At 44.7% G+C, this 21,148-nt stretch carries 17 protein-coding genes; 16 read left to right on the top strand and 1 reads right to left on the bottom strand.

What is annotated here, in order from left to right; genetic code table 11:
- From EV212_RS00430 to EV212_RS00365, 14 genes are all read left to right on the top strand, one after another.
- Nucleotides 1-1,242, top strand: coding sequence for a sporulation protein YqfD (locus EV212_RS00430; protein ID WP_132087221.1), 1,242 nt, complete (start codon nucleotides 1-3; stop codon nucleotides 1,240-1,242).
- Nucleotides 1,217-2,212, top strand: a complete 996-nt coding sequence (locus EV212_RS00425) for a PhoH family protein (protein ID WP_132087219.1) — start codon at nucleotides 1,217-1,219, stop codon at nucleotides 2,210-2,212. Before EV212_RS00430 ends, EV212_RS00425 begins: the two co-directional genes overlap by 26 nt.
- Before the next feature lie 6 nt (nucleotides 2,213-2,218).
- Nucleotides 2,219-2,719, top strand: coding sequence for an rRNA maturation RNase YbeY (gene ybeY / locus EV212_RS00420; RefSeq protein ID WP_132087217.1), 501 nt, complete (start codon nucleotides 2,219-2,221; stop codon nucleotides 2,717-2,719).
- Nucleotides 2,720-2,747: 28 nt separating this feature from the next.
- Nucleotides 2,748-3,830 carry a DUF3048 domain-containing protein gene (locus EV212_RS00415; protein ID WP_132087215.1) on the top strand — a complete coding sequence of 361 codons (1,083 nt, stop codon included), beginning with the start codon at nucleotides 2,748-2,750 and terminating at the stop codon, nucleotides 3,828-3,830.
- A gap of 37 nt (nucleotides 3,831-3,867) precedes the next feature.
- A complete protein-coding gene (locus EV212_RS00410; protein ID WP_132087212.1) occupies nucleotides 3,868-5,487 on the top strand; it encodes a putative polysaccharide biosynthesis protein in 1,620 nt (539 codons plus the stop codon).
- Between the two features lie 58 nt (nucleotides 5,488-5,545).
- Nucleotides 5,546-6,136 carry a hypothetical protein gene (locus tag EV212_RS00405; RefSeq protein ID WP_132087209.1) on the top strand — a complete coding sequence of 197 codons (591 nt, stop codon included), beginning with the start codon at nucleotides 5,546-5,548 and terminating at the stop codon, nucleotides 6,134-6,136.
- A gap of 85 nt (nucleotides 6,137-6,221) precedes the next feature.
- Nucleotides 6,222-7,451: an aminoacetone oxidase family FAD-binding enzyme gene (locus EV212_RS00400; protein ID WP_132087206.1), complete on the top strand. Its 1,230-nt coding sequence runs from the start codon at nucleotides 6,222-6,224 to the stop codon at nucleotides 7,449-7,451.
- The gene (locus EV212_RS00395; RefSeq protein ID WP_132087203.1) at nucleotides 7,429-9,048 is read left to right on the top strand and encodes an NAD(P)/FAD-dependent oxidoreductase; all 1,620 of its coding nucleotides are present in this window, start codon (nucleotides 7,429-7,431) and stop codon (nucleotides 9,046-9,048) included. The genes EV212_RS00400 and EV212_RS00395 overlap by 23 nt, the downstream gene beginning before the upstream one ends.
- A gap of 15 nt (nucleotides 9,049-9,063) precedes the next feature.
- Nucleotides 9,064-9,909, top strand: a complete 846-nt coding sequence (gene proB, locus EV212_RS00390) for a glutamate 5-kinase (RefSeq protein WP_132087200.1) — start codon at nucleotides 9,064-9,066, stop codon at nucleotides 9,907-9,909.
- Nucleotides 9,909-10,133 (top strand): DUF896 domain-containing protein, encoded by a 225-nt coding sequence (locus tag EV212_RS00385; protein WP_132087197.1) that lies wholly within the window; start codon nucleotides 9,909-9,911, stop codon nucleotides 10,131-10,133. Before proB ends, EV212_RS00385 begins: the two co-directional genes overlap by 1 nt.
- 7 nt (nucleotides 10,134-10,140) lie before the next feature.
- Nucleotides 10,141-10,710 (top strand): 5-formyltetrahydrofolate cyclo-ligase, encoded by a 570-nt coding sequence (locus EV212_RS00380; protein WP_165873250.1) that lies wholly within the window; start codon nucleotides 10,141-10,143, stop codon nucleotides 10,708-10,710.
- The gene (locus tag EV212_RS00375) at nucleotides 10,707-11,951 is read left to right on the top strand and encodes a glutamate-5-semialdehyde dehydrogenase (protein ID WP_132087190.1); all 1,245 of its coding nucleotides are present in this window, start codon (nucleotides 10,707-10,709) and stop codon (nucleotides 11,949-11,951) included. Before EV212_RS00380 ends, EV212_RS00375 begins: the two co-directional genes overlap by 4 nt.
- 17 nt (nucleotides 11,952-11,968) lie before the next feature.
- A complete protein-coding gene (gene miaB, locus EV212_RS00370; RefSeq protein WP_132087187.1) occupies nucleotides 11,969-13,393 on the top strand; it encodes a tRNA (N6-isopentenyl adenosine(37)-C2)-methylthiotransferase MiaB in 1,425 nt (474 codons plus the stop codon).
- Nucleotides 13,394-13,573: 180 nt separating this feature from the next.
- Nucleotides 13,574-15,685 carry a glutamine synthetase III family protein gene (locus EV212_RS00365; protein ID WP_132087184.1) on the top strand — a complete coding sequence of 704 codons (2,112 nt, stop codon included), beginning with the start codon at nucleotides 13,574-13,576 and terminating at the stop codon, nucleotides 15,683-15,685.
- Nucleotides 15,686-15,763: 78 nt separating this feature from the next.
- Here the strand turns inward: EV212_RS00365 and EV212_RS00360 are convergent, their stop codons facing one another.
- Entirely contained in the window at nucleotides 15,764-16,345 is a 582-nt protein-coding gene (locus EV212_RS00360; protein WP_165873249.1) for a GNAT family N-acetyltransferase, read from the bottom strand.
- Between the two features lie 264 nt (nucleotides 16,346-16,609).
- Between EV212_RS00360 and mutS the strand changes: the two genes are divergently transcribed.
- Entirely contained in the window at nucleotides 16,610-19,237 is a 2,628-nt protein-coding gene (gene mutS / locus EV212_RS00355) for a DNA mismatch repair protein MutS (RefSeq protein ID WP_132087178.1), read from the top strand.
- A gap of 4 nt (nucleotides 19,238-19,241) precedes the next feature.
- Nucleotides 19,242-21,137 carry a DNA mismatch repair endonuclease MutL gene (gene mutL / locus EV212_RS00350; protein ID WP_132087175.1) on the top strand — a complete coding sequence of 632 codons (1,896 nt, stop codon included), beginning with the start codon at nucleotides 19,242-19,244 and terminating at the stop codon, nucleotides 21,135-21,137.
- Nucleotides 21,138-21,148: the final 11 nt, after the last annotated feature.

Genomic DNA, 21,148 nt, shown 5'->3' with positions numbered 1-21,148 from the left:
ATGGAATGGATATTCCGATGGCTGCGCAGTTATCTGACATGCCGACTGAAGGGCGGAGACATGGAACGTTTCTTTAATCTGTGCCGTTATCAGGGAATTGAATGTTGGGATATGTCCTTTGAAGAAGGGGTATGCAGATGCTGTATGTATCTGGAAGATTTTTGGAAAATACGGCCTTTTGCAAGAAAGACCAGAGTCAGGGTACGGATTGAAAAACGCTGTGGCCTGGCTTTTTTTATGAACTTTCTGAGACGAAGAAAAGGCTGGTGTATCGGAATGGCAGGATGTATCGCTATCCTTTGTTTTCTGTCTGCCCATATATGGAAAATGGAGTTTTATGGCAATTCCTACTACACGGATGAGCGTCTGACAAAATATTTGGATGCAGCGGAGGGAATTTCTTTTGGCATATGGAAAACAAAGATTGACGGTCCCCTTTTGGAAGAAAACTTAAGACTGACCTTTCCTGATATTTCCTGGGTATCTGTTCGTATGGAAGGAACTTCCCTGATCGTCGAACTGGAAGAGATGGTCAAATATGATGCATCGGCCAGAGAACAGGTGCTGCCCCGGTATATATGCGCTTCAGAAGAAGGGGAAATCGTATCTATGGTCACCCGGAGCGGCGTCCCTGAGGTGACGATCGGAAATACTGTCCGGAAAGGAGAATTAATGATCGATGGAGTCATGGAGATCCTCGATGAATCCATGACCGTGGCTGAATCCATTCCGGTTGGTGCAGATGGAGATATATGGGCAAAAGTGACAGAAAATTATTCGAAAACCTATCCGGCATCTCAGGAAAGCCGGAACTATGGCCGGGCTGTCAGAAAATTTACCCTTTCTATCGGTGGGCACACAGTGACCTTTGGGAAAAATCCCTATGAAAATGACGGAGAGATGAGTTACGATCATCTGACAGAATTTTATAACTGGTGGCCGGGAATTTATGTCCAGGCAGACATTTTTCGGCCTTACACGAATATTCCCTCCTGGACGTCATTTTCCCAACTCAAATCCCGTGCGGAAAGTGAATTGTCGGATTTAATTCATGAATTCGAGGAAAAAGGGGTACAAATTCTAGAAAATAATGTTAAAATATTAATGTATGAGGACCGGGTGGAAGCTGCCGGAAATTTTGTTCTGATCAAACCGATCGGCGAAGGTACGGATATTCTCCCGGAAGATACTCAAAATGATGAGATTGGAGAGACAGATGAGTATAACGGAAACGATGATTGATATTCCGGCAGAACACACCCGGAATGTCTTTGGACAGTATGATGTTTATATTAAAAAGATCGAGCGTACATTGAATGTTACGGTCATTGTCCGTGACAATGTGATCAAAATAATCGGCGAATCTGGTCACGTTGCCAAGGGGAAAAGTGTATTTCTCAATCTGCTGGAACTTTCAAAACGGGGGGAGCCGATCAGCGAACAAAGTGTGGACTATGCTTTATCTCTGTCTTTTGATGATAAGGAATCTTCGATCGTCACTTTGAATCAGGATATGATCTGCCATACAGTCAATGGGAAACCGATCAAGCCGAAAACTCTTGGTCAAAAAGCTTATGTGGATCAGATACGAAAAAAAATGATTGTTTTCGGGATTGGACCGGCAGGAACCGGCAAGACCTATCTTGCCATGGCTATGGCGATCACAGCATTTAAAAACAACGAGGTCAACCGGATCATTCTGACCCGGCCGGCCATTGAGGCCGGAGAGAAGCTTGGATTTCTTCCGGGTGATCTTCAAAGTAAGATTGATCCCTACCTGAGACCTCTTTATGATGCACTTTATGAGATCATGGGGGCAGATGCTTATCTGCGGAATATGGAAAAAGGACTTATTGAAGTGGCGCCCCTGGCTTATATGCGCGGCCGTACACTGGATAATTCTTTCATCGTGCTGGATGAGGCTCAGAATACTACTCCGGCCCAGATGAAGATGTTTTTGACCCGTGTGGGTTTTGGTTCAAAGGTGATCGTCACCGGGGACCTGAGTCAGAAAGATCTGCCGGCCGGACAGAGTTCGGGACTGGATGTGGCCTTAAAGGTTATTAAGAATATTGATGATATCGGTATCAGTATGCTTTCCAGTAAAGATGTGGTACGGCATCCGCTGGTACAGAAAATTGTAAAGGCCTATGATGAGTATGAACAGAGGGCACAGAGAGCTTCTCGTCTGAAAAAGTCGAAAAGGAGTTGATAAATTATGGCAATTCATATAGAATATGAAACAGAGCTTTCGCTTGGCTTCGATGTTGAACCGGTCATTACAAAAGTGATCGATAAGGCTTTGGAGATTCACCAATGTCCCTATGCAGCGGAAGTGAATGTGATTTTAACAGATAATGCGTCAATTGCGGTGATCAATGAAGAATATCGGAATCTGGCAAGACCGACCGATGTGTTGTCTTTTCCGATGATCTCTTACGAAACGCCGGGCGATTTTTCTGTGGTGGAGACCATGTCTGCCGAAGATTGTTTTGATCCGGATTCGGGGGAATTGATTCTCGGCGATATTATTATTTCCGTAGAAAAGGTCATTGAGCAGGCTGAAACCTATGGCCATTCCAAAGAACGGGAATTGGGCTTTCTGACAGCCCACAGTATGCTCCATCTTTTCGGATATGATCACATGGAAGAGAAAGAGCGCATTGACATGGAAGAAAAGCAGGAGACGATTTTGGCGTCCCTGGGCTTATATCGTTAAATACAACAGATAAAGGAGTGTGTCTATTATGAAAAAAAGAGGAATTATTGCAATACTTGGCCTGAGTATGCTTCTCGGCCTGACAGCCTGCGGCAGCAAGACAGAAACAACTGCAGCAACCGAAACAGAAACACAGACGACGTCTGTTGAAACTGAATCTGTTCAGAAAACAAAAAAGGCGAGACCAGAACTGGCGGAAGGACAGATGTATAGCTATCTGACCGGTGAAACGGTCGATGAGGCGATCGGTTCACAGCGACCATTTGCTATTATGATCAATAATATCCAGGAAGCGATTCCGCAGAGCGGAATCAGTCAGGCGGAGATCATGTATGAATGCCTGGTGGAATCAGGGATCACCCGTTTAATGTGCGAATTTCAGAATATAGAAGATCTGAATAAAGTGGGTTCGATCCGAAGCGCCCGCCATTATTATATGGATCTGGCTCAGGATGATGATGCGATTTATACTCATTTCGGACAGTCTATCTTTGCGGAAGAACGGATCAATCAGGGATATCCGACGATCAGTGGTCTGTCTGGCTACAGTGAAGCCGTATTTTACCGTACAGGCGACAGGGAAGCTCCACATAACGTCTATTCTTCGAAAGACGGGCTCCTGGCCGGATTGGAAGCCACAGGGATCAGCAGGGATTATCCGGAAAACTACAAAGGCCGTTTAAACTTCAATGACGAGGATATTGTGCCTGAAACAGGTGATACGGCTGAAAAAGTGACTATGCCGTTTAATGTCAATAACCCATGGTTTGAATACAATGAAGAGGACGGCTTATACTATCGTTTCCAGTATGGTGAACCCCATATCGATGTGGAAAATAATAAACAGCTCACATTTAAAAATCTGATCATTCAGTATGCTGAAAGAAGTGTTATCAGCGGTGAGGATCATCAGGATTACAAACTCATCGGCAGTGGCAGCGGTCTTATGATCACCGACGGAAAAGCCGTTAAGATCACATGGGAACGTGAGACAGAGGGCGACCGGACGGCTTATTATTATGAAGATGGCACCCCGGTTTATTTAAATGTCGGAAAATCCTATATCGCCGTAGTGCCTTCGGAATTATCGGTCACCTGTGAGTCAAAATAAAAGGGACCTAAAAAAGACATCATGAAAGAGGTGTGCTATGGGCAACAGTAAACAACGCGCTGGCAGAAATCTGATCGTCCAGGGAAGTGTTTTGGCGATCGCTTCGCTTATCGTGCGTTTGATTGGTATTGTTTATCGAATTCCACTGACAAATATTGTGGGAAATGAGGGAATGGGATATTATGGATTTGCTTTTGAGGTATACCAGATTCTTGTCATTCTCGCAACCAATGCGGTTCCGGTCGCCGTATCGAAACTGACGGCAGCCAGGGTGGCGCGGCATGAGTATAAAAATGCACAGGCTATATTTAAGTGTTCCATTATCTTTGCAGCAGTTTTAAGCGGAACATTGGCACTTTTCACATTTGTCGGTGCCCGCTGGATATCAATGGTCATGTTCGGGGGCATTACAGAAGTGGCTCCGGCGCTTCGGGTTCTGGCTCCAACAGTCTTTGTCTGTGCGGTGATGGGGGTATTCAGAGGTTATACCCAGGGACTTGGAAATATGGCCCCGACAGCCTTCTCACAGGTTGTTGAACAGTTGTTTAATGCGGTCGTATCCGTGGCCGCCGCAGCTATTTTGATTTCCAGAGGGGCGGCTTTTGGCGCCGCCGGAGGTACACTCGGTACTTTCATGGGAGCTGTTTCCAGCCTCGTGTTCCTGTATCTGGTCTATTCATCTTATCGGCCTCAGCTGGCACGGCGGATGAAAAAAGATCCGACTCAGAAACTTCTGGAAAACAAAACAATTTATCGGATGATTGGCCTGACCATTATTCCTCTGGTGCTGACATCTTCTATCTATCAGATCAGCAGTCTGTTGGATTCAGCCTTGTTCAGTAACATTTTAAAGATCATTGGATATCAATCATCTTTTATCAGCTCACTTTATGGAATTTACAGTTCCAAATATCAGCTTTTGATCAACCTGCCTCTTGGTATCACTTCTGCTCTGACAGTGGCTATGATGCCGGGAATCGCTGGCGCTATCGCATTGAACCGTCATGAACAGGTTCGGGAGCAGATGGATACGGTCATTCGACTGACCATGCTGATCGCCGTGCCGTGTGCGGTGGGGGTGGCTGTCATGGGCGGTCCGATCATGCAGATGCTGTTCCGGGATGCAACAACCCTTCCGGGACGTATGCTGACTGTTGGTGCAGTGACCATTATCTTTTATGCATTATCAACACTGACGTCAACCATTTTACAGGCCAGTAACCACATGCGCGTTCCGGTGATCAATGCAGCTATTTCGCTGGGAATTCATGTCGTCTTTACCGTTGTGCTTCTGGCCTTTGCCGACTTACATATTTTTGCATTGATCTACGGAAATATTGTATTTTCCTTCAGCATGTGCGTGCTGAATCTGCGTTCACTGGCAAAATTGGTCAATTACCGGCTGGATATAGTTAAGATGGCCGGTGCTCCTGCTATAGCCTCAGCGGTGATGGGAGCAGGTACTTATTTTGTGTATCGGGGATGTTTATATTTAATCCATTCCAATACGGTTTCCACATTGATCGCTGTGCTGGTCGCTGTTGTTATTTATGCGGCTCTGATGGTCATCACCCATGGTGTGACTGAAGAAGAGCTGTATGCTTTCCCGAAGGGGGATGCCATTGTACGGTTTTTATATCGGATGCATCTTTTATAGAAGTAAAAGTGAATAAAAATCAGAAAAAGGCAGATACTTTTTTCAAAGGGGTGAAACCATGAAGAGAAAATGTATCTGCCTATTCTTGTGGCTGCTTGTCATTGCCCTCTCTTATGGCGGTGGCTATTTATGCTTTGCCTGGCCATTGTCGGAGGTTCGGACCGACGAAATGCCGGAGGTACTTCCTGTGACCGCAGGAAAAGAGAATTTTATTTTACCGGAAACACGTCTTGTAACGGAGACATTGAATTTGAAAACCGGAGAAAAAGTGATGGATGAGAGTCCCATGCCGGCCATGTATCTGGGGTTGGAAAGGGAAGAGCTATTGTCCAAATTAAACGATTATATGACAGATCTGCCATTAAACGAACTGGAAAACGGACTTGTCAGCTTTGATATCGAGTCTTACTCTACGAATGAAGTTGTTCTCAGAAAAACCTATTATCCTGACGAGAATTATCAAAAATACTATGTCATTTATCGTCAGGGACGTATCGTGATCTACTATAGTGACCGTAAAACAGTTTTTGAATACCCGGACATTAAACTTGGGGATCTGCCTATTGATCTGCGGTGTGAAATTCTTTCCGGAAAGGAAATGAAGGATGAGACCGAGCTGTATAGTTTTTTACAAAACTATTCCAGTTAAGAAATAAGAGTCTTTTCCGAATCGTAAAAACATGGTATCATGGGATACGGATGTTTATTAATATCAGATTCAGGAGATTTTTTTGATGAAATCAGACATTATTATCATCGGCGGCGGCGCGTCGGGTATGGCTGCCGCCATTTGTGCTGCCCGACAGGGCGCGTCGGTCCTTATTTTGGAACGAATGCCAAGAGCAGGTAAAAAGCTGCTGGCTACGGGCAATGGAAAATGCAATTATACAAATAGATGGATGAACGGTGAATGTTATCACAGCCAAAAGCCGTCAGTTGTCAAAACTATCCTGCATCGTTTTGATGAAAAGGCAGTCGAAGATTTCTTTATGGAACTTGGAATCCTTCCAAAAGAGAAGGATGGATATGTCTATCCGAATTCCATGCAGGCCGCATCGGTGTTGGATGCGCTGCGCTTCGAATTAGAACGTCTCCATGTAACCATTTTGACGGACACGGATGTTCAGAATATAAAGACAAAAGGCAAAGGCTTCCAGGTGATATCCGAAAGAGAAACCTTTCATTGTCGTCGGCTTATTCTGGCCTGCGGCGGAAAAGCTTCGGAAAAGCTTGGTTCCAATGGCAGCGGCTATGGCCTTGCAGAGAACCTTGGTCATTCTGTGATCTCCGTCGTCCCGGCGCTGACAGGGCTTAAGGCGAAGGAAAGAGTCTATAAGGCGTTGACCGGAATACGGTCAGAGGCCTCAGTAAGTTTATTTATTGATGGCAAAATGGTTGATGCGCATCGGGGAGAGGTGCAGCTGGCAGATTATGGTATCTCAGGAATTCCCGTGTTCCAGCTCAGCGGACAGGCGGCCTATGGCCTGCTTTATGGGCGTAAAGTCGTCTGTATGTTAGATTTCTTTCCAGATTGGACGAAAGAGCAGCTGGTACAGTTTTTAAGAGATCGGAAAAATCATTTCCAGGGGCGCCCTGGTGAAGTGTTTGAGACCGGACTTTTAAATCGCAAGCTCATACACGAATGTATCAAGTTAGCCGGCGGACAGGGGAGCAGACTGCCGAAGATGGAGTATCTGGCAGAAATATGCAAGCATTTTCCGGCAACAATCATTGAAAGCAGGGGCTTTGCTCAGGCTCAGGTATGTGCTGGGGGTGTGGATCTGGCGGAAATACGACCGGAAAACTGTGAATCTCTGATCCATCCCGGCTTATATATTATCGGCGAGCTGCTGGATGCGGACGGTATCTGCGGCGGATATAATCTTCAATGGGCATGGGCCACCGGCTGTCTGGCCGGTAGTGCTGCCGGAAAGGAATGTCATGCTTCGTATCGGACAGATTAAAATTCCCTACAGGGATGGGGACAGTAAAATATATACAACGCTTTTAAAGAAATTACATATACAGGAGCAGGAAATGCTGTCCTGGAGAATTTATAAAAAATCCATCGATGCCCGAAAAAAACATGAGATCATGTCCGTATATACGGTGGATGTTAGATTAAAGCATGAAAATGCTTTTCTTAAACGGAATCGAAATAAAAATATACAAAAGATTGAATATAAAGCGTATGAATTTCCGAAAGCCGGCGAGGGTTTGCTGAAGCATCCGATCGTTATTACAGGCAGTGGTCCGGCCGGACTATTCTGTGCATTGATGCTGGCTCGCTATGGCTATCGGCCGATTCTTTTAGAGCGGGGCATGGATGTTGAGCGGCGTCAGGATGTGGTAGGGCGGTTTTGGGAAACTGGAGAATTTCAGCCGGACACCAATGTTCAGTTTGGAGAAGGCGGCGCCGGAACCTTTTCAGACGGAAAGTTAAACACTCTGGTAAAGGACCCTTTTGGCCGTCATCGAAAGGTACTTGAGCTTTTTGTGGAATTTGGAGCAGAACCTGAGATTCTCTATGTAAATAAACCCCATATCGGCACGGATGTGCTGTGTCATATCGTCAAAGCGATGCGTGAAGAAATCATCGCTCTTGGCGGTAAGGTGTGTTTTGAATCCAAACTGACAGACATACGTACAGAAAAAGGGCGGCTCACGTCTGTCTGTGTCAATGATCATAGCTGGATAGATTGTGAATGTCTTGTGCTGGCCGTAGGACACAGCGCCAGAGATACATTTCAGATGCTTAAAGAACGGGGCCTGCCAATGACAGCAAAATCCTTTGCCATCGGCGTCCGGATTGAACATCCGCAAGAGATGATCAACCAGTCCCAATATGGTATGGACAGAGATGATATTTTAGGCAGTGCTGCCTATAAACTGACGTATACTGCCTCCAACGGGCGAGGTGTCTATACATTTTGTATGTGTCCCGGCGGATATGTGGTCAACGCTTCATCTGAGGAAGGCGGCTGTGTGGTCAATGGAATGAGTTACCATGGACGGGATTCGGGAAACGCCAACAGCGCGGTCATTGTTACGGTGACACCCGAAGATTTTCCGTCGGATGATGTGATGGCCGGTGTGGAGTTTCAGCGATTTTGGGAACAGCGGGCTTACACGGAAGGAAAAGGCCGGATTCCTGTTCAGTTATATGGTGATTTTTGCGAAAGCAGGGTTTCTCAGGATTTTGGTGAAGTAAGACCGGTACATAAGGGAGCGACTACTTTTGCCGATCTGAATCGGTGCCTTCCAACTTATGTTTGTGAAAGCCTCAAAGAAGCTATCGAAGCCTTTGGGGATAAGATTCAGGGATATGACCGGAAAGATGCTATTCTTTCTGGCGTAGAAACCCGGACTTCCTCTCCGATACGCATGGAAAGAGACGGGGAACTCCAATCGGAAATCCGAGGGATCTATCCCTGTGGTGAAGGTGCCGGGTATGCCGGTGGTATTACATCGGCAGCCATGGATGGTCTTCGGATTGCCGAGGCCATAAGGAAAGTTTACCGTCCGATGGACGAGTCATATAAGGAACAGAAGAAAAGATAAGTGGAGGAATCAAATATGTGTGACAGAGCTTCTTTGAAGCAGAAAAAACGTATTGTGGTCAAGGTCGGTTCATCGTCTCTTGTCCATGAGGAAACCGGATTAACAGATTTATTTAAACTGGAACAGCTGGTACGCATTTTATGTGATTTGCGGAACCAGGGAAAGGAAGTTGTCCTTGTTTCCTCCGGAGCCATCGGCGCCGGAAGAAAAGTGCTTGGGTTAAATGAACGTCCCTCCACATTACCCATGAAACAGGCTTGTGCCTCCGTTGGTCAGGGCGCTCTGATTGGTCTGTATCAGCGTTTATTTAATGAATACCATCAGGTCAGTTCTCAGATATTGATGACAAAACATACGATCATTCGGGAAAAAAGTGTTTTTAATGCGAGAAATACCTTTGACCAGTTGCTTAAAATGGGAGTTATCCCGATTGTCAATGAAAACGATACCGTATCTACCGATGAGATTGAATTTGGAGACAATGATACCTTGTCCGCGGTGGTAGCTGCATTGACCGGTGCGGATCTGCTCATCCTTATGTCGGATATTGATGGTTTATATACAGACGACCCAAACAAAAATCCGGAAGCAAAATTTATTGAATGTGTTCCAAAAATCGATAAAAGCCTGTACAATATGGCTAAAGGCTCCGGCAGTGATTTCGGTACCGGAGGTATGGTGACAAAAATCGATGCGGCACGGATCGCCACCGATGCGGGATGCGATATGATCATTGCAAACGGAAAAGATTTCCGCAGTATCCATGGCATCGTCTACGGCGAATCCATTGGCACACTGTTTTTAGCACATAAGAATGAGGATTTTGATTTAAAACGATATATTGAGGAGGAACGACATTAGTGACAGAGAAAGATATTCAACGAATTAATGAACTCTATAAAAAATCTAAAACGCCGGAAGGATTGACTACAGAAGAGCGAAGAGAGCAGGCGGCCCTTCGCAGTGCTTTTCTGGAATCGGTGCGGAACAATCTGAAAGGCCAGTTGGATACGATCAAGATTCAGCAGCCCGACGGCACCATTGTTGATTTAAAGAAAAAACATCAGGAGAAGTATGGAAACTGAGAAAAAAATGCTTGATAAAAAGGCATTACGAAAAGAGATGAGTCGTTGCCGGAACCGGCTGAATTACGGAGAAATACTTCGGTCGAGTCAGCGCATATTTGACCGGCTTTGCCAGCATGATATTTTCCGTCAGGCTCCGGTAGTCTATTCATATTCCAGCTTTCGAAGTGAAGTGGATACGCGGGAGGTTAACCGCCGGATTCTGGCTGATGGGAAAATACTGGCACTGCCCAAAGTGCTTTCAAAAGAACGAATGGAATTTTATCGAATAGAATCTATGGAACAGCTTGTTGAGGGGTATATGGGAATTTTGGAACCGGGACCGGACTGTCTGCCGATGAATTTCTGTCAGTCAGGTCTTATCATCGTTCCAGGTCTGGCTTTTGACAGACGGTTTTACCGTCTTGGATACGGCGGAGGCTACTATGACCGATATCTGTCCGGTTGTCCTTTACATAGCTGTGGTGTGGCTTTTGACTTCCAAATGCTGGAGCAAGTGCCTTGTGAAACCGTTGATTATCCGCTGGATTATATTGCTACAGAAACAAAATTAATGGAAAGGATGAGTGGAAAATGACATTGGAAACATTGGGAATTCAGGCAAAACAGGCAGAGAGGGAACTGCTTAAATTAAACTCAACGAAAAAAAATGAATGTCTCCGGGCTGTAGCCGACGGTCTTGTGGCTGAAAGTGAAGCAATTTTAAAGGCAAATAGAGAAGATGTACGCATTGCCCGGGAAAAGGGAATGACAGAATCCCTTGTGGACCGGCTGGCATTGACCGAACAGCGCATCCATTCTATGGCTGAGGGATTAATTTCCTTAATCGCTCTGGAAGATCCGATCGGGGAAATTCTGGAAGCAAAAATCCGGCCAAACGGTCTTGAAATCGGAAAGAAACGCGTACCTTTGGGCGTTATCGGTATTATTTATGAATCCCGTCCAAATGTAACGGCGGACGCCTTCGGCCTTTGTTTTAAAACAAGCAATGCGGTTATCTTAAAGGGCGGCAGTGACGCCATCCATTCGAATAAAGCTATCGTATCTGTCATTCGTCATATGCTTGATTTCTGTGGTGTGACGCCGGATGCGATCCAGCTTGTGGAAGATACAAACAGAGAAACGGCGAAGAAGCTCATGCAGATGAATGAATATCTGGATGTTCTAATTCCGAGAGGCGGCGCCGGACTGATTCGGACGGTTGTGGAAAACAGTACAGTGCCTGTCATCGAAACGGGCACAGGCAACTGTCATATTTATGTGGATGATTGTGCGGACATTGAGATGGCTGTGAATATTATAGATAATGCAAAAACACAGCGGACCGGCGTATGCAATGCATGTGAATCTCTGTTGATTCATAAAGATATTGTGGAACAGGTGCTTCCGGCCATCTGTGAACGGCTTTTCGGAAAACATGTGGAAATCCGCGGTGATGAAAACTGCTGCCGGTTAAACGGTCAGATCGTACCGGCGACTGAGGAGGACTGGGGACGGGAATATCTGGACTATATACTTTCGGCAAAGGTTGTCGAAAATCTTGACGAAGCCATTGCTCACATTAATAAATATAACACCAAACATTCAGAGGCCATTATAACAAAGGATTATGAGCATGCCCGCCGATTCCTTGATGAGGTGGATGCGGCGGCAGTCTATGTCAATGCATCCACACGTTTTACCGATGGCTTTGAATTTGGATTTGGGGCTGAAATCGGTATAAGCACCCAGAAGCTTCACGCCCGGGGACCAATGGGATTGAAGGAACTGACAACGACAAAATATATTATTTATGGCAATGGCCAGATCCGGCCATAATATACACAGGGGGAACTATGTTAACAGAAAATCTTACGGAAGCAGAACGCCAATATTATTATATGGAACAGTGCCGCCAGTGGGTAGAGAAACAGGTGAAAGAGCTTGGAAGGCCACTGACAGCTTCGGTAGTCACCTTTGGGTGTCAGATGAATGCCAGAGATTCAGAAAAACTTACAGGAATTCTTGAAAAAATCGGCTATGAAATGATTGACTCAGAAAATGCAGATTTTGTTATTTACAATACATGCACAGTAAGAGAAAATGCCAATCTGCGTGTTTATGGACGCCTTGGTCAAATGAAGCAGATAAAAAAGAAAAATCCATCCATGCTGATCGCTTTGTGCGGCTGTATGATGCAGGAACCGGAAGTGGTAGAAAAGCTAAAGAAAAGCTATCGTCATGTGGACCTGATTTTCGGAACGCATAATATTTTTAAGTTCGCCGAGCTGATTTACCGGCGGCTTACAGAAAACCAGATGGTCATCGATATCTGGAAGGATACGGAACAAATCGTGGAAGATTTGCCGAATGACCGAAAATACGCTTTTAAAACGGGCGTTAATATCATGTATGGCTGTAATAATTTTTGCAGCTACTGTATCGTACCATATGTGCGGGGACGGGAGCGGAGCCGCCAGCCGGAAGATATTATCCGGGAAATTGAAAACGCCGTGGCCGACGGTGTTGTCGAAGTTATGCTTCTCGGACAGAATGTGAATTCCTATGGAAAAAATCTGGAGACACCGGTCAGCTTTGCCGAACTTCTTCGAAGAATCTGCCGCATCCCTGGTCTGCTCCGGATACGCTTTATGACGTCCCATCCGAAGGATTTATCCGACGAACTCATTCAGGTCATGGCTGAAGAGCCAAAGATCTGCCGTCATCTCCATCTGCCTCTTCAATCCGGAAGCACAAAGATTTTACAGAAAATGAATCGAAAATATACAAAAGAAGATTATCTTCTTCTGGTAGATAAATTGCGGGCAGCCTGTCCCGACATATCCCTCACAACAGATATTATTGTTGGTTTTCCGGGAGAAACCGAGGAAGATTTTCTCGAAACGATGGACGTGGTACGCAAAGTCGGTTATGACAGCGCCTATACCTTTATTTATTCCAAACGCACCGGTACTCCGGCGGCGGTGATGGAAAACCAGGTGTCTGAAGCAGAAGTGAAAGACAGGTTTAACCGGCTTCTGGAAGAAGTTCAGACCATTGCCTCACGGGTATGCAGCCGCCATGAAGGTACGGTTCAGGAGGTCCTTGTGGAAGAAATCAATCGTCAGGATAAAAGGCTGGTCACAGGACGCTTAAGCAATAATACCGTCGTTCATTTTGAAGGTGATGTCTCCATGATCGGCAAACTCATCCCTGTTCGTCTGACATCCTGTAAGAATTTTTATTATATGGGTGAACCTGAAAATTTCACGAAAAATTGAATGGCCCTTCCGACGGAATTATGAGAAATTAACAAAAATCAATTTTTTTATAAAAATATATTTATTTTTTCGCCGGAGTATGCTAATCTATACACGAAGTCGAGCAAAGGTGTTCTCTATTCGTGGAGAGCACCTTTTTTTACTTAGAATCAAAAAAATGATAGAGGAGAGGAATTATCAATGGTAAAAAAAATTGATGTAGCGGAAATTTTTGGTTCAGACGTTTTTGATGACGCAACCATGAAAGAAAGACTCCCGAAGAAAATTTACAAAGAATTAAAACAGACTATTTCCGTAGGCGGAGAACTTGACAGCCATGTGGCCGAAGTTGTTGCCAATGCGATGAAAGACTGGGCAATTGAAAAAGGTGCTACCCATTATACTCACTGGTTCCAGCCTTTGACAGGAATTACCGCTGAAAAACACGATGCATTTATTTCACCTACAGACGATGGCGGTGTCATTCTTGAGTTCTCAGGAAAAGAATTGATTAAAGGTGAACCGGATGGTTCCTCTTTCCCTTCCGGTGGACTTCGCGCAACATTTGAAGCCAGAGGCTATACAGCATGGGATTGTACATCTCCGGCCTTTGTCCATGAAACACCAAGTGGAAGTACGGTACTCTGCATTCCGACTATCTTCTGTTCTTACACCGGTGAAGCTCTGGATAAAAAGACCCCATTGCTCCGTTCCATGGAAGCTTTAAGTGTTCAGGCCCTTCGTATCGTTCGTGCTTTCGGCGATACAGAAGCTCAAAAAGTTACAACAAGTGTGGGCCCGGAACAGGAATACTTCCTTGTAGACAGAGATACATACAATCAGCGTGAAGACTTAATTTTTGCAGGACGTACATTGTTCGGTGCTCCGGCTCCGAAAGGACAGGAACTGGATGACCATTATTTCGGAAGCATCAAAGAGCGTGTATCTTCCTATATGAATGATTTAAATGAAGAACTTTGGAAACTCGGCGTTACGGCAAAAACACAGCATAATGAAGTTGCTCCGGCACAGCATGAACTGGCTCCGATTTATAATACAACCAATATTGCTACAGATCATAACCAGTTAATCATGGAAACCATGAAAAAAGTAGCGCTTCGTCATAATCTTGTATGCCTGCTTCACGAAAAACCATTTGCAGGTATTAATGGCTCCGGTAAACACAATAACTGGTCTATGTCTACAGATACTGGTGTAAACCTTTTAGACCCGGGTGTAACACCACATCAGAACAAACAGTTCCTTTTGATTTTATCTGCTATTTTGAAGGCTGTTGATGAATATGCACCGCTGCTCCGCGAATCTGCCGCAAACCCTGGCAATGATCATCGTCTTGGTGCCAACGAAGCTCCCCCGGCTATCATCTCTATTTTCCTTGGAGAACAGTTGGAAGATGTGTTGAATCAGCTTTGTGAAAAGGGTGAAGCAACTTCCAGCAAGGTTGGTGGAAAACTGGATGTCGGTGTTTCCACAGTACCATCTTTTATGAAAGATGCAACAGACCGTAACCGTACATCACCATTCGCTTTTACAGGAAATAAATTTGAATTTCGTATGGTAGGTTCCACAGCATCCATCGCTGACCCAAATACAGTTTTAAATACAATTGTTGCTGAGACGCTCCGTCAGGCTGCAGATGTTCTGGAAGCCTCCGATGATCCGATCATGGCGGCGCATGATCTGACAAAAAAATGGATCGGTGAGCATATCCGTATTATTTTTAACGGTAATGGATATTCCGAAGAATGGGTGGAAGAAGCAGAACGGAGAGGACTTCCAAACATCAAGAACATGGTAGATGCTCTCGGATGTCTGACTGAAGAATATGCTGTTGAATTGTTTGAAAGGCATAAAGTCATGACACGTGTAGAATTAACTTCCCGTCAGGAAGTAGGTTATGAAACTTATGCAAAGGCGATTAATATCGAAGCAAGAACGATGATCGATATGACTAAGAAAGAAATCATCCCTGCAGTCATCAAATATACAACGACTGTGGCCCAGTCCGTAGCCGCTGTAAAAGCTGTTGGTGCGGATGCCTCCGTACAGGAAGCGTCTCTTGCTGATATTTCCAAGAATCTGGTAGCTATGAATGCCGCTCTGGAAAAACTGGAAGCTGCAACAGATAAGGCGGCTTCCATTGAAGAGCCGAAAGCTCAGGCTATTGCTTATCGTGATGAAGTATTTACAACAATGTCTGAACTGCGTGAGCCAGCCGATGCTCTGGAAATGCTTGTAGATAAATCCGTATGGCCTTTCCCAACCTACGGCGATTTACTGTTTAACGTATAAAGATACGAACTGAAAAAAACCGCTGCTCTATAGATATGAAGGATTTATAGAACAGCGGTCTTTTTTATGGCTTTAAAATCATAGATGCAGCGGCCCTTTACTGAGAATAGCATCGATCACATCGCTCGAAAGTTCGTGAATAGATTTCGGTTCGGAGAGGGGAGGGTCAAAATCTCGCAGTGGCTTTGACATGGTCGCTGTATGATGCCAGCTTCCCAATTTAAAGCCGCAATTTTCCTGAATACCGTCCATGGAGAAACCGAGCTGATTATGCAGCGCAAGACTGGCTTCGTTTGGCAGTGTGATCACACCATAAACCATGTAGTAGCCCTGAAGTGTCAGTAAGTCCATCAATGCGGAGTAAAGTGTGCGGCCAAGGTCCTTTCCCTGAACCTCCGGGCGGAGATAGACTGAAAGTTCACAGCACCACTGATAGGCTTCGCGGCTGCGATAAAGGGAGGCATAGGCATAGCCTACGATTTTGCCATGGTCTTTTGCGACAATCCATGGATACTGTTCTGTATAGTGGTGGACACGCTCTGCAAAACTTTCCAGAGACGGCACCTCATATTCAAATGTAATCGCCGTATTTTGAACATAAGGCGCATAGATTTCGAGAACCTCAGCGATATCTTCTTCTTTAATCAATTGTAAAATCATTTTATATCCTTTCCCCGCTTTAAACATTTCTGGCTAAAAACACTCCAGTGGGTTAAATATGGTCAAAAAAATGGAAAACTATGGTTATCATAGCCTTTTTTCAATAAAAAATCAATATTTTTTCAAAAAAAGTGGGGAATAAGAAAAATTAATTTCATTTTTTACAGATGATGATGAATTTTATCGAAAGAGAGTGGATTTGGTTGACATTATTTTCTGAAAAAGATAAGATGTTATAAGAATTATAGAAACCGGAGGAGAAGAATGGCACCATTAACACCTATGATGCAGCAATATGTGGAAACGAAAAAACAGTATAAAGACTGCATTTTATTATATCGCCTGGGTGATTTTTATGAAATGTTTTTTGATGATGCGATCATTGCATCAAAAGCACTGGAAATCACATTGACAGGAAAAGACTGTGGACAGGAAGAGCGGGCACCGATGTGTGGTATCCCTTATCACGCGCTGGATGGTTATCTGAGTAAATTAATTGAAAAAGGATATAAGGCGGCTATCTGTGAGCAAATGGAAGATCCGAAAACTGCCAAAGGAATTGTTAAACGTGAAGTTATCCGGATTGTCACACCGGGAACAAACTTAAGTATACAGTCTCTGGATGAAACGAAAAATAATTATCTGATGTGTCTTTTTTATATGGATGAGCGATTTGGCGTCAGCGTCGCAGATATTTCCACCGGAGATTACTATATGACGGAAGTGGATTCGGATAAAAAAGTGCTGGATGAAATCACAAAATATGCGCCGGCGGAAATTGTCTATAATGATTATTTTCCGATGTGCGGTATTGATCTGGAAGACGTCGGAGAAAAAATGCGAATATCTGTATCCGCCCTGGAAAGCTGGTATTCAGATGAAGCCTTATGTATTCAGAAATTAAAGGAACATTTTCATGTGGCATCGCTGGATGGACTCGGACTTTCCGATTATCCTACGGGAACCATTGCCGCAGGCATGCTTTTACAATATTTATATGAAACCCAGAAAAATGCTCTGCCTCAGATGACAAAAATCACTCCTTATCACACGGAACGCTTTATGGTCCTGGATACGGCCACTCGAAGAAATCTGGAACTTCTGGAGACATTACGTGAAAAACAGAAGCGCGGCTCCCTCCTTTGGGTGCTGGATAAAACAAAAACGGCTATGGGCGCCCGATTTTTAAGAAATTGTATTGAACAGCCTTTCCTCCAAAAAGATTTGATCGAACGACGATTGGAAAGCCTTGATGAATTAAACGAAGATGTCATTACACGGGATGAAATCCGCGAATATTTGAATGCGATCTATGATCTGGAACGACTGATGAGTAAGATCAGTTATAAATCCGCGAATCCAAGAGATTTGATTTCTTTTAAAAATTCACTTTCCATGATCCCTCCGATCAAATATCTGCTCCGTAATATGAAAACGGCTGATCTGAAGGAAATTTATGAAAGTCTGGATGGACTTGAAGACATTACAAAATTAATTGAAACTGCCATCGAAGAGGAACCGCCGATTTCAATTAAAGAAGGCGGCATTATCAAGACCGGGTATAATGAAACTGTAGATAAATACCGAAATGCCAAGACCGAAGGAAAACAATGGCTGGCCCAAATGGAGCAGACAGAGCGGGAAGAAACGGGAATTAAAAATCTTCGAATTAAATTCAATAAAGTATTCGGCTATTATCTTGAAGTTACCAATTCCTATAAAGAACTGGTACCGGAAGATTGGACACGAAAACAGACCATGGCCAATGCCGAGCGCTATATCACACCGGAATTAAAGGAACTGGAAGATATGATTCTGGGGGCGGAAGAGAAATTATTTTCTCTGGAATACGATTTATTTGCCATGATTCGTGACCGGATTGGCGGCGAAGTCAAACGGATTCAGCAAACGGCTAAAGCACTGGCAAAAACGGATGTCTATGCATCTCTGGCCTACGTTGCTGAACGGAATCACTATGTCCGGCCTCAGATTAACGAGAATGGTATTATAGATATCAAAGATGGACGGCATCCGGTGGTGGAACAGATGATTCCGAATGATGCCTTTGTACCAAACGATACATTTCTCGACAATAATCAACGCCGTGTATCCATTATCACCGGACCTAATATGGCTGGAAAATCTACTTACATGCGTCAGACAGCTCTGATCGTACTGATGGCCCAGATGGGTTCCTTTGTGCCGGCAGCCAGTGCGAATATCGGCATTTCGGACCGGATTTTTACCCGTGTCGGCGCATCAGATGATCTGGCCAGCGGTCAGAGTACCTTTATGGTGGAGATGAACGAAGTAGCCAACATTCTCCGGAATGCAACGAAGGACAGCCTGCTGATTCTTGATGAGATTGGCCGGGGAACGTCAACCTTTGATGGCTTGAGTATTGCCTGGGCCGTTGTGGAACATATCAGTGATAAGAAAAAACTGGGGGCAAAAACCCTTTTTGCAACCCACTATCATGAGCTGACCGAACTGGAAGGAAGACTTTCAGGCGTAAATAACTACTGTATTGCTGTCAAAGAACAGGGGGATGATATTATTTTCCTCCGAAAGATCATACAGGGCGGCGCTGATAAAAGTTATGGAATCCAGGTGGCCAGGCTGGCGGGTATCCCCGCTTCCGTTACGGACAGGGCCAAAGAAATCGTCCTGCAGTTGATCGATGCAGATATTGCGGCCAAAGCCAGAGAAATTGCCAGTGAGGAAGGGGCCTGTCTGTCCGAGCCGGAGGAAACGCCAAAGGTTGTTGAGGAGGCAGCCTCCCCGGATCAGATGGTCATTGCTCAGATTGCTGCATTGGATCTGGCAAGACTGACGCCACTGGAAGCGATAAATCTTTTATATCAATATCAGGACGAAATAAAGAAACGGTGATAAAATGGGAAAAATACAGGTATTAGATGGGGAAACCATTAATAAAATAGCGGCCGGGGAGGTCGTGGAACGACCCTCCTCTGTTGTCAAGGAGCTGGTAGAAAATGCCATCGATGCCGGAGCCACGGCAGTAACTGTGGAAATTCAGGATGGCGGGACCTCGCTGATTCGTATTACGGATAACGGCAGTGGTATGGAAAAAGATGATATTTCCATGGCTTTTCTCCGCCATTCTACAAGTAAAATCCGTTCCGCTCAGGATTTACAGACAATTCATTCCCTTGGATTCCGGGGGGAGGCTCTTTCCAGCATATCTGCAGTGGCTCAGGTGGAGCTTCTGACGAAAACAGCCCATGCCATGACTGGCTGCAGATATCAGATTAATGGCGGTGTGGAAAAATCCATGGAGGATATCGGCTGTCCGGACGGAACAACCTTTATTGTGCGTCAATTATTTTATAACACTCCGGCCAGACGGAAGTTTTTAAAATCGAATATAACGGAAGCCGGTTATATCAGTGATCTGATGGTCAGACTTTCCATGTCTCATCCGGAAGTCTCATTCAAATTTATCAATAACCGTCAGAATCGCCTGCATACGTCAGGCAACGGACGGCTAAAGGATATTCTTTACCATATATATGGAAGAGATATTTCAGCAAATCTGCTTCCGGTTGAGGCCGGACAGAAGGGGGTCCGTATGACCGGATTTATCGGGAAGCCTATCATATGTCGTGGAAATCGTTCTTACGAAAATTATTTTATTAACGGAAGGTATATTAAAAGTCCTGTCATCACACAGGCTGTCGAGGATGCCTATAAGACATTTACTATGGTCCATAAATTTCCTTTTGCCATACTCCATTTTACTCTGGATACGGCGGAATTGGACGTGAACGTCCATCCGACCAAGATGGAAGTGCGTTTCAGCCATGGGCAGGAACTGTATAAATTTATTTACGAAACTCTTCGGCAAGTACTTTTTGGCAGAGAACTGATTCCTGAAGTCAAACCGTCTGAACCTAAACAGGCTGTGGCAGTCGTTCCAAAACCACTTTCCAAGCCAATAGAACGACCAGTTATACGATCAACATCGGGGCTGATCGAGCATCCAACCGAACGATCGGCCGCACAGACTGTCACACAGCCGAAAGTCACACCGACCCCAAAACCGGATATCCGGCCGGAGTTAAAGGAGACAGAAGAAAAACTGCCGGAACCTTTTGAAAAGAAGCGTCTGGAAGCGCTGAGAGTTTCGACAGTAGAAGATAAGCCACAGCAGTATGAATTATTTGAGACCGGTCTATTAACAAAAGAAGCTCGGGTGCGCCACAAATTGATCGGACAGGTTTTTGATACCTATTGGATCGTAGAATATGACGGGAAACTTTTTATTATTGATCAGCATGCAGCCCATGAAAAAGTGCTTTATGAAAAATTGATGAAGCGTTTTAAAGAAAATCAACCGATGACACAGCTGATCCAGCCACCGATTATTCTCACTTTATCCATGACGGAGATGGATCTGCTGAACCGATACATGGACCAATTTAAAAAAATGGGTTTTGAGTTTGAATCTTTTGGAGGTAAAGAATATGCTCTCCGGGGAGTACCGTCAGATTTGTATGGTTTTACGGGAAAAGAAATGGTCATCGAACTTCTCGATGAACTGGCAGGAGAGTTTGAAAGAATGCGCACCGATGTGATAGGAGATAAAATCGCGACGATGGCCTGCAAAGCTGCAGTGAAGGGAAATATGCGCATATCATCAAAAGAAGCGGACGCTCTGATCGAGGAACTTTTGAGAGCCGAAAACCCGTATACCTGTCCCCATGGCCGTCCGACGATCATATCCATGACAAAAACAGAACTTGAAAAACGTTTTAAACGAATTGTATAATGAATGGAATT

The sequence above is a fragment of the Frisingicoccus caecimuris genome, assembly GCF_004340975.1.
In the GTDB taxonomy this organism is placed as follows: domain Bacteria; phylum Bacillota; class Clostridia; order Lachnospirales; family Lachnospiraceae; genus Frisingicoccus; species Frisingicoccus caecimuris.
The sequence above is the reverse complement of the archived record's forward strand: the minus strand, read 5'-3'. Positions and strand labels throughout refer to the sequence as shown.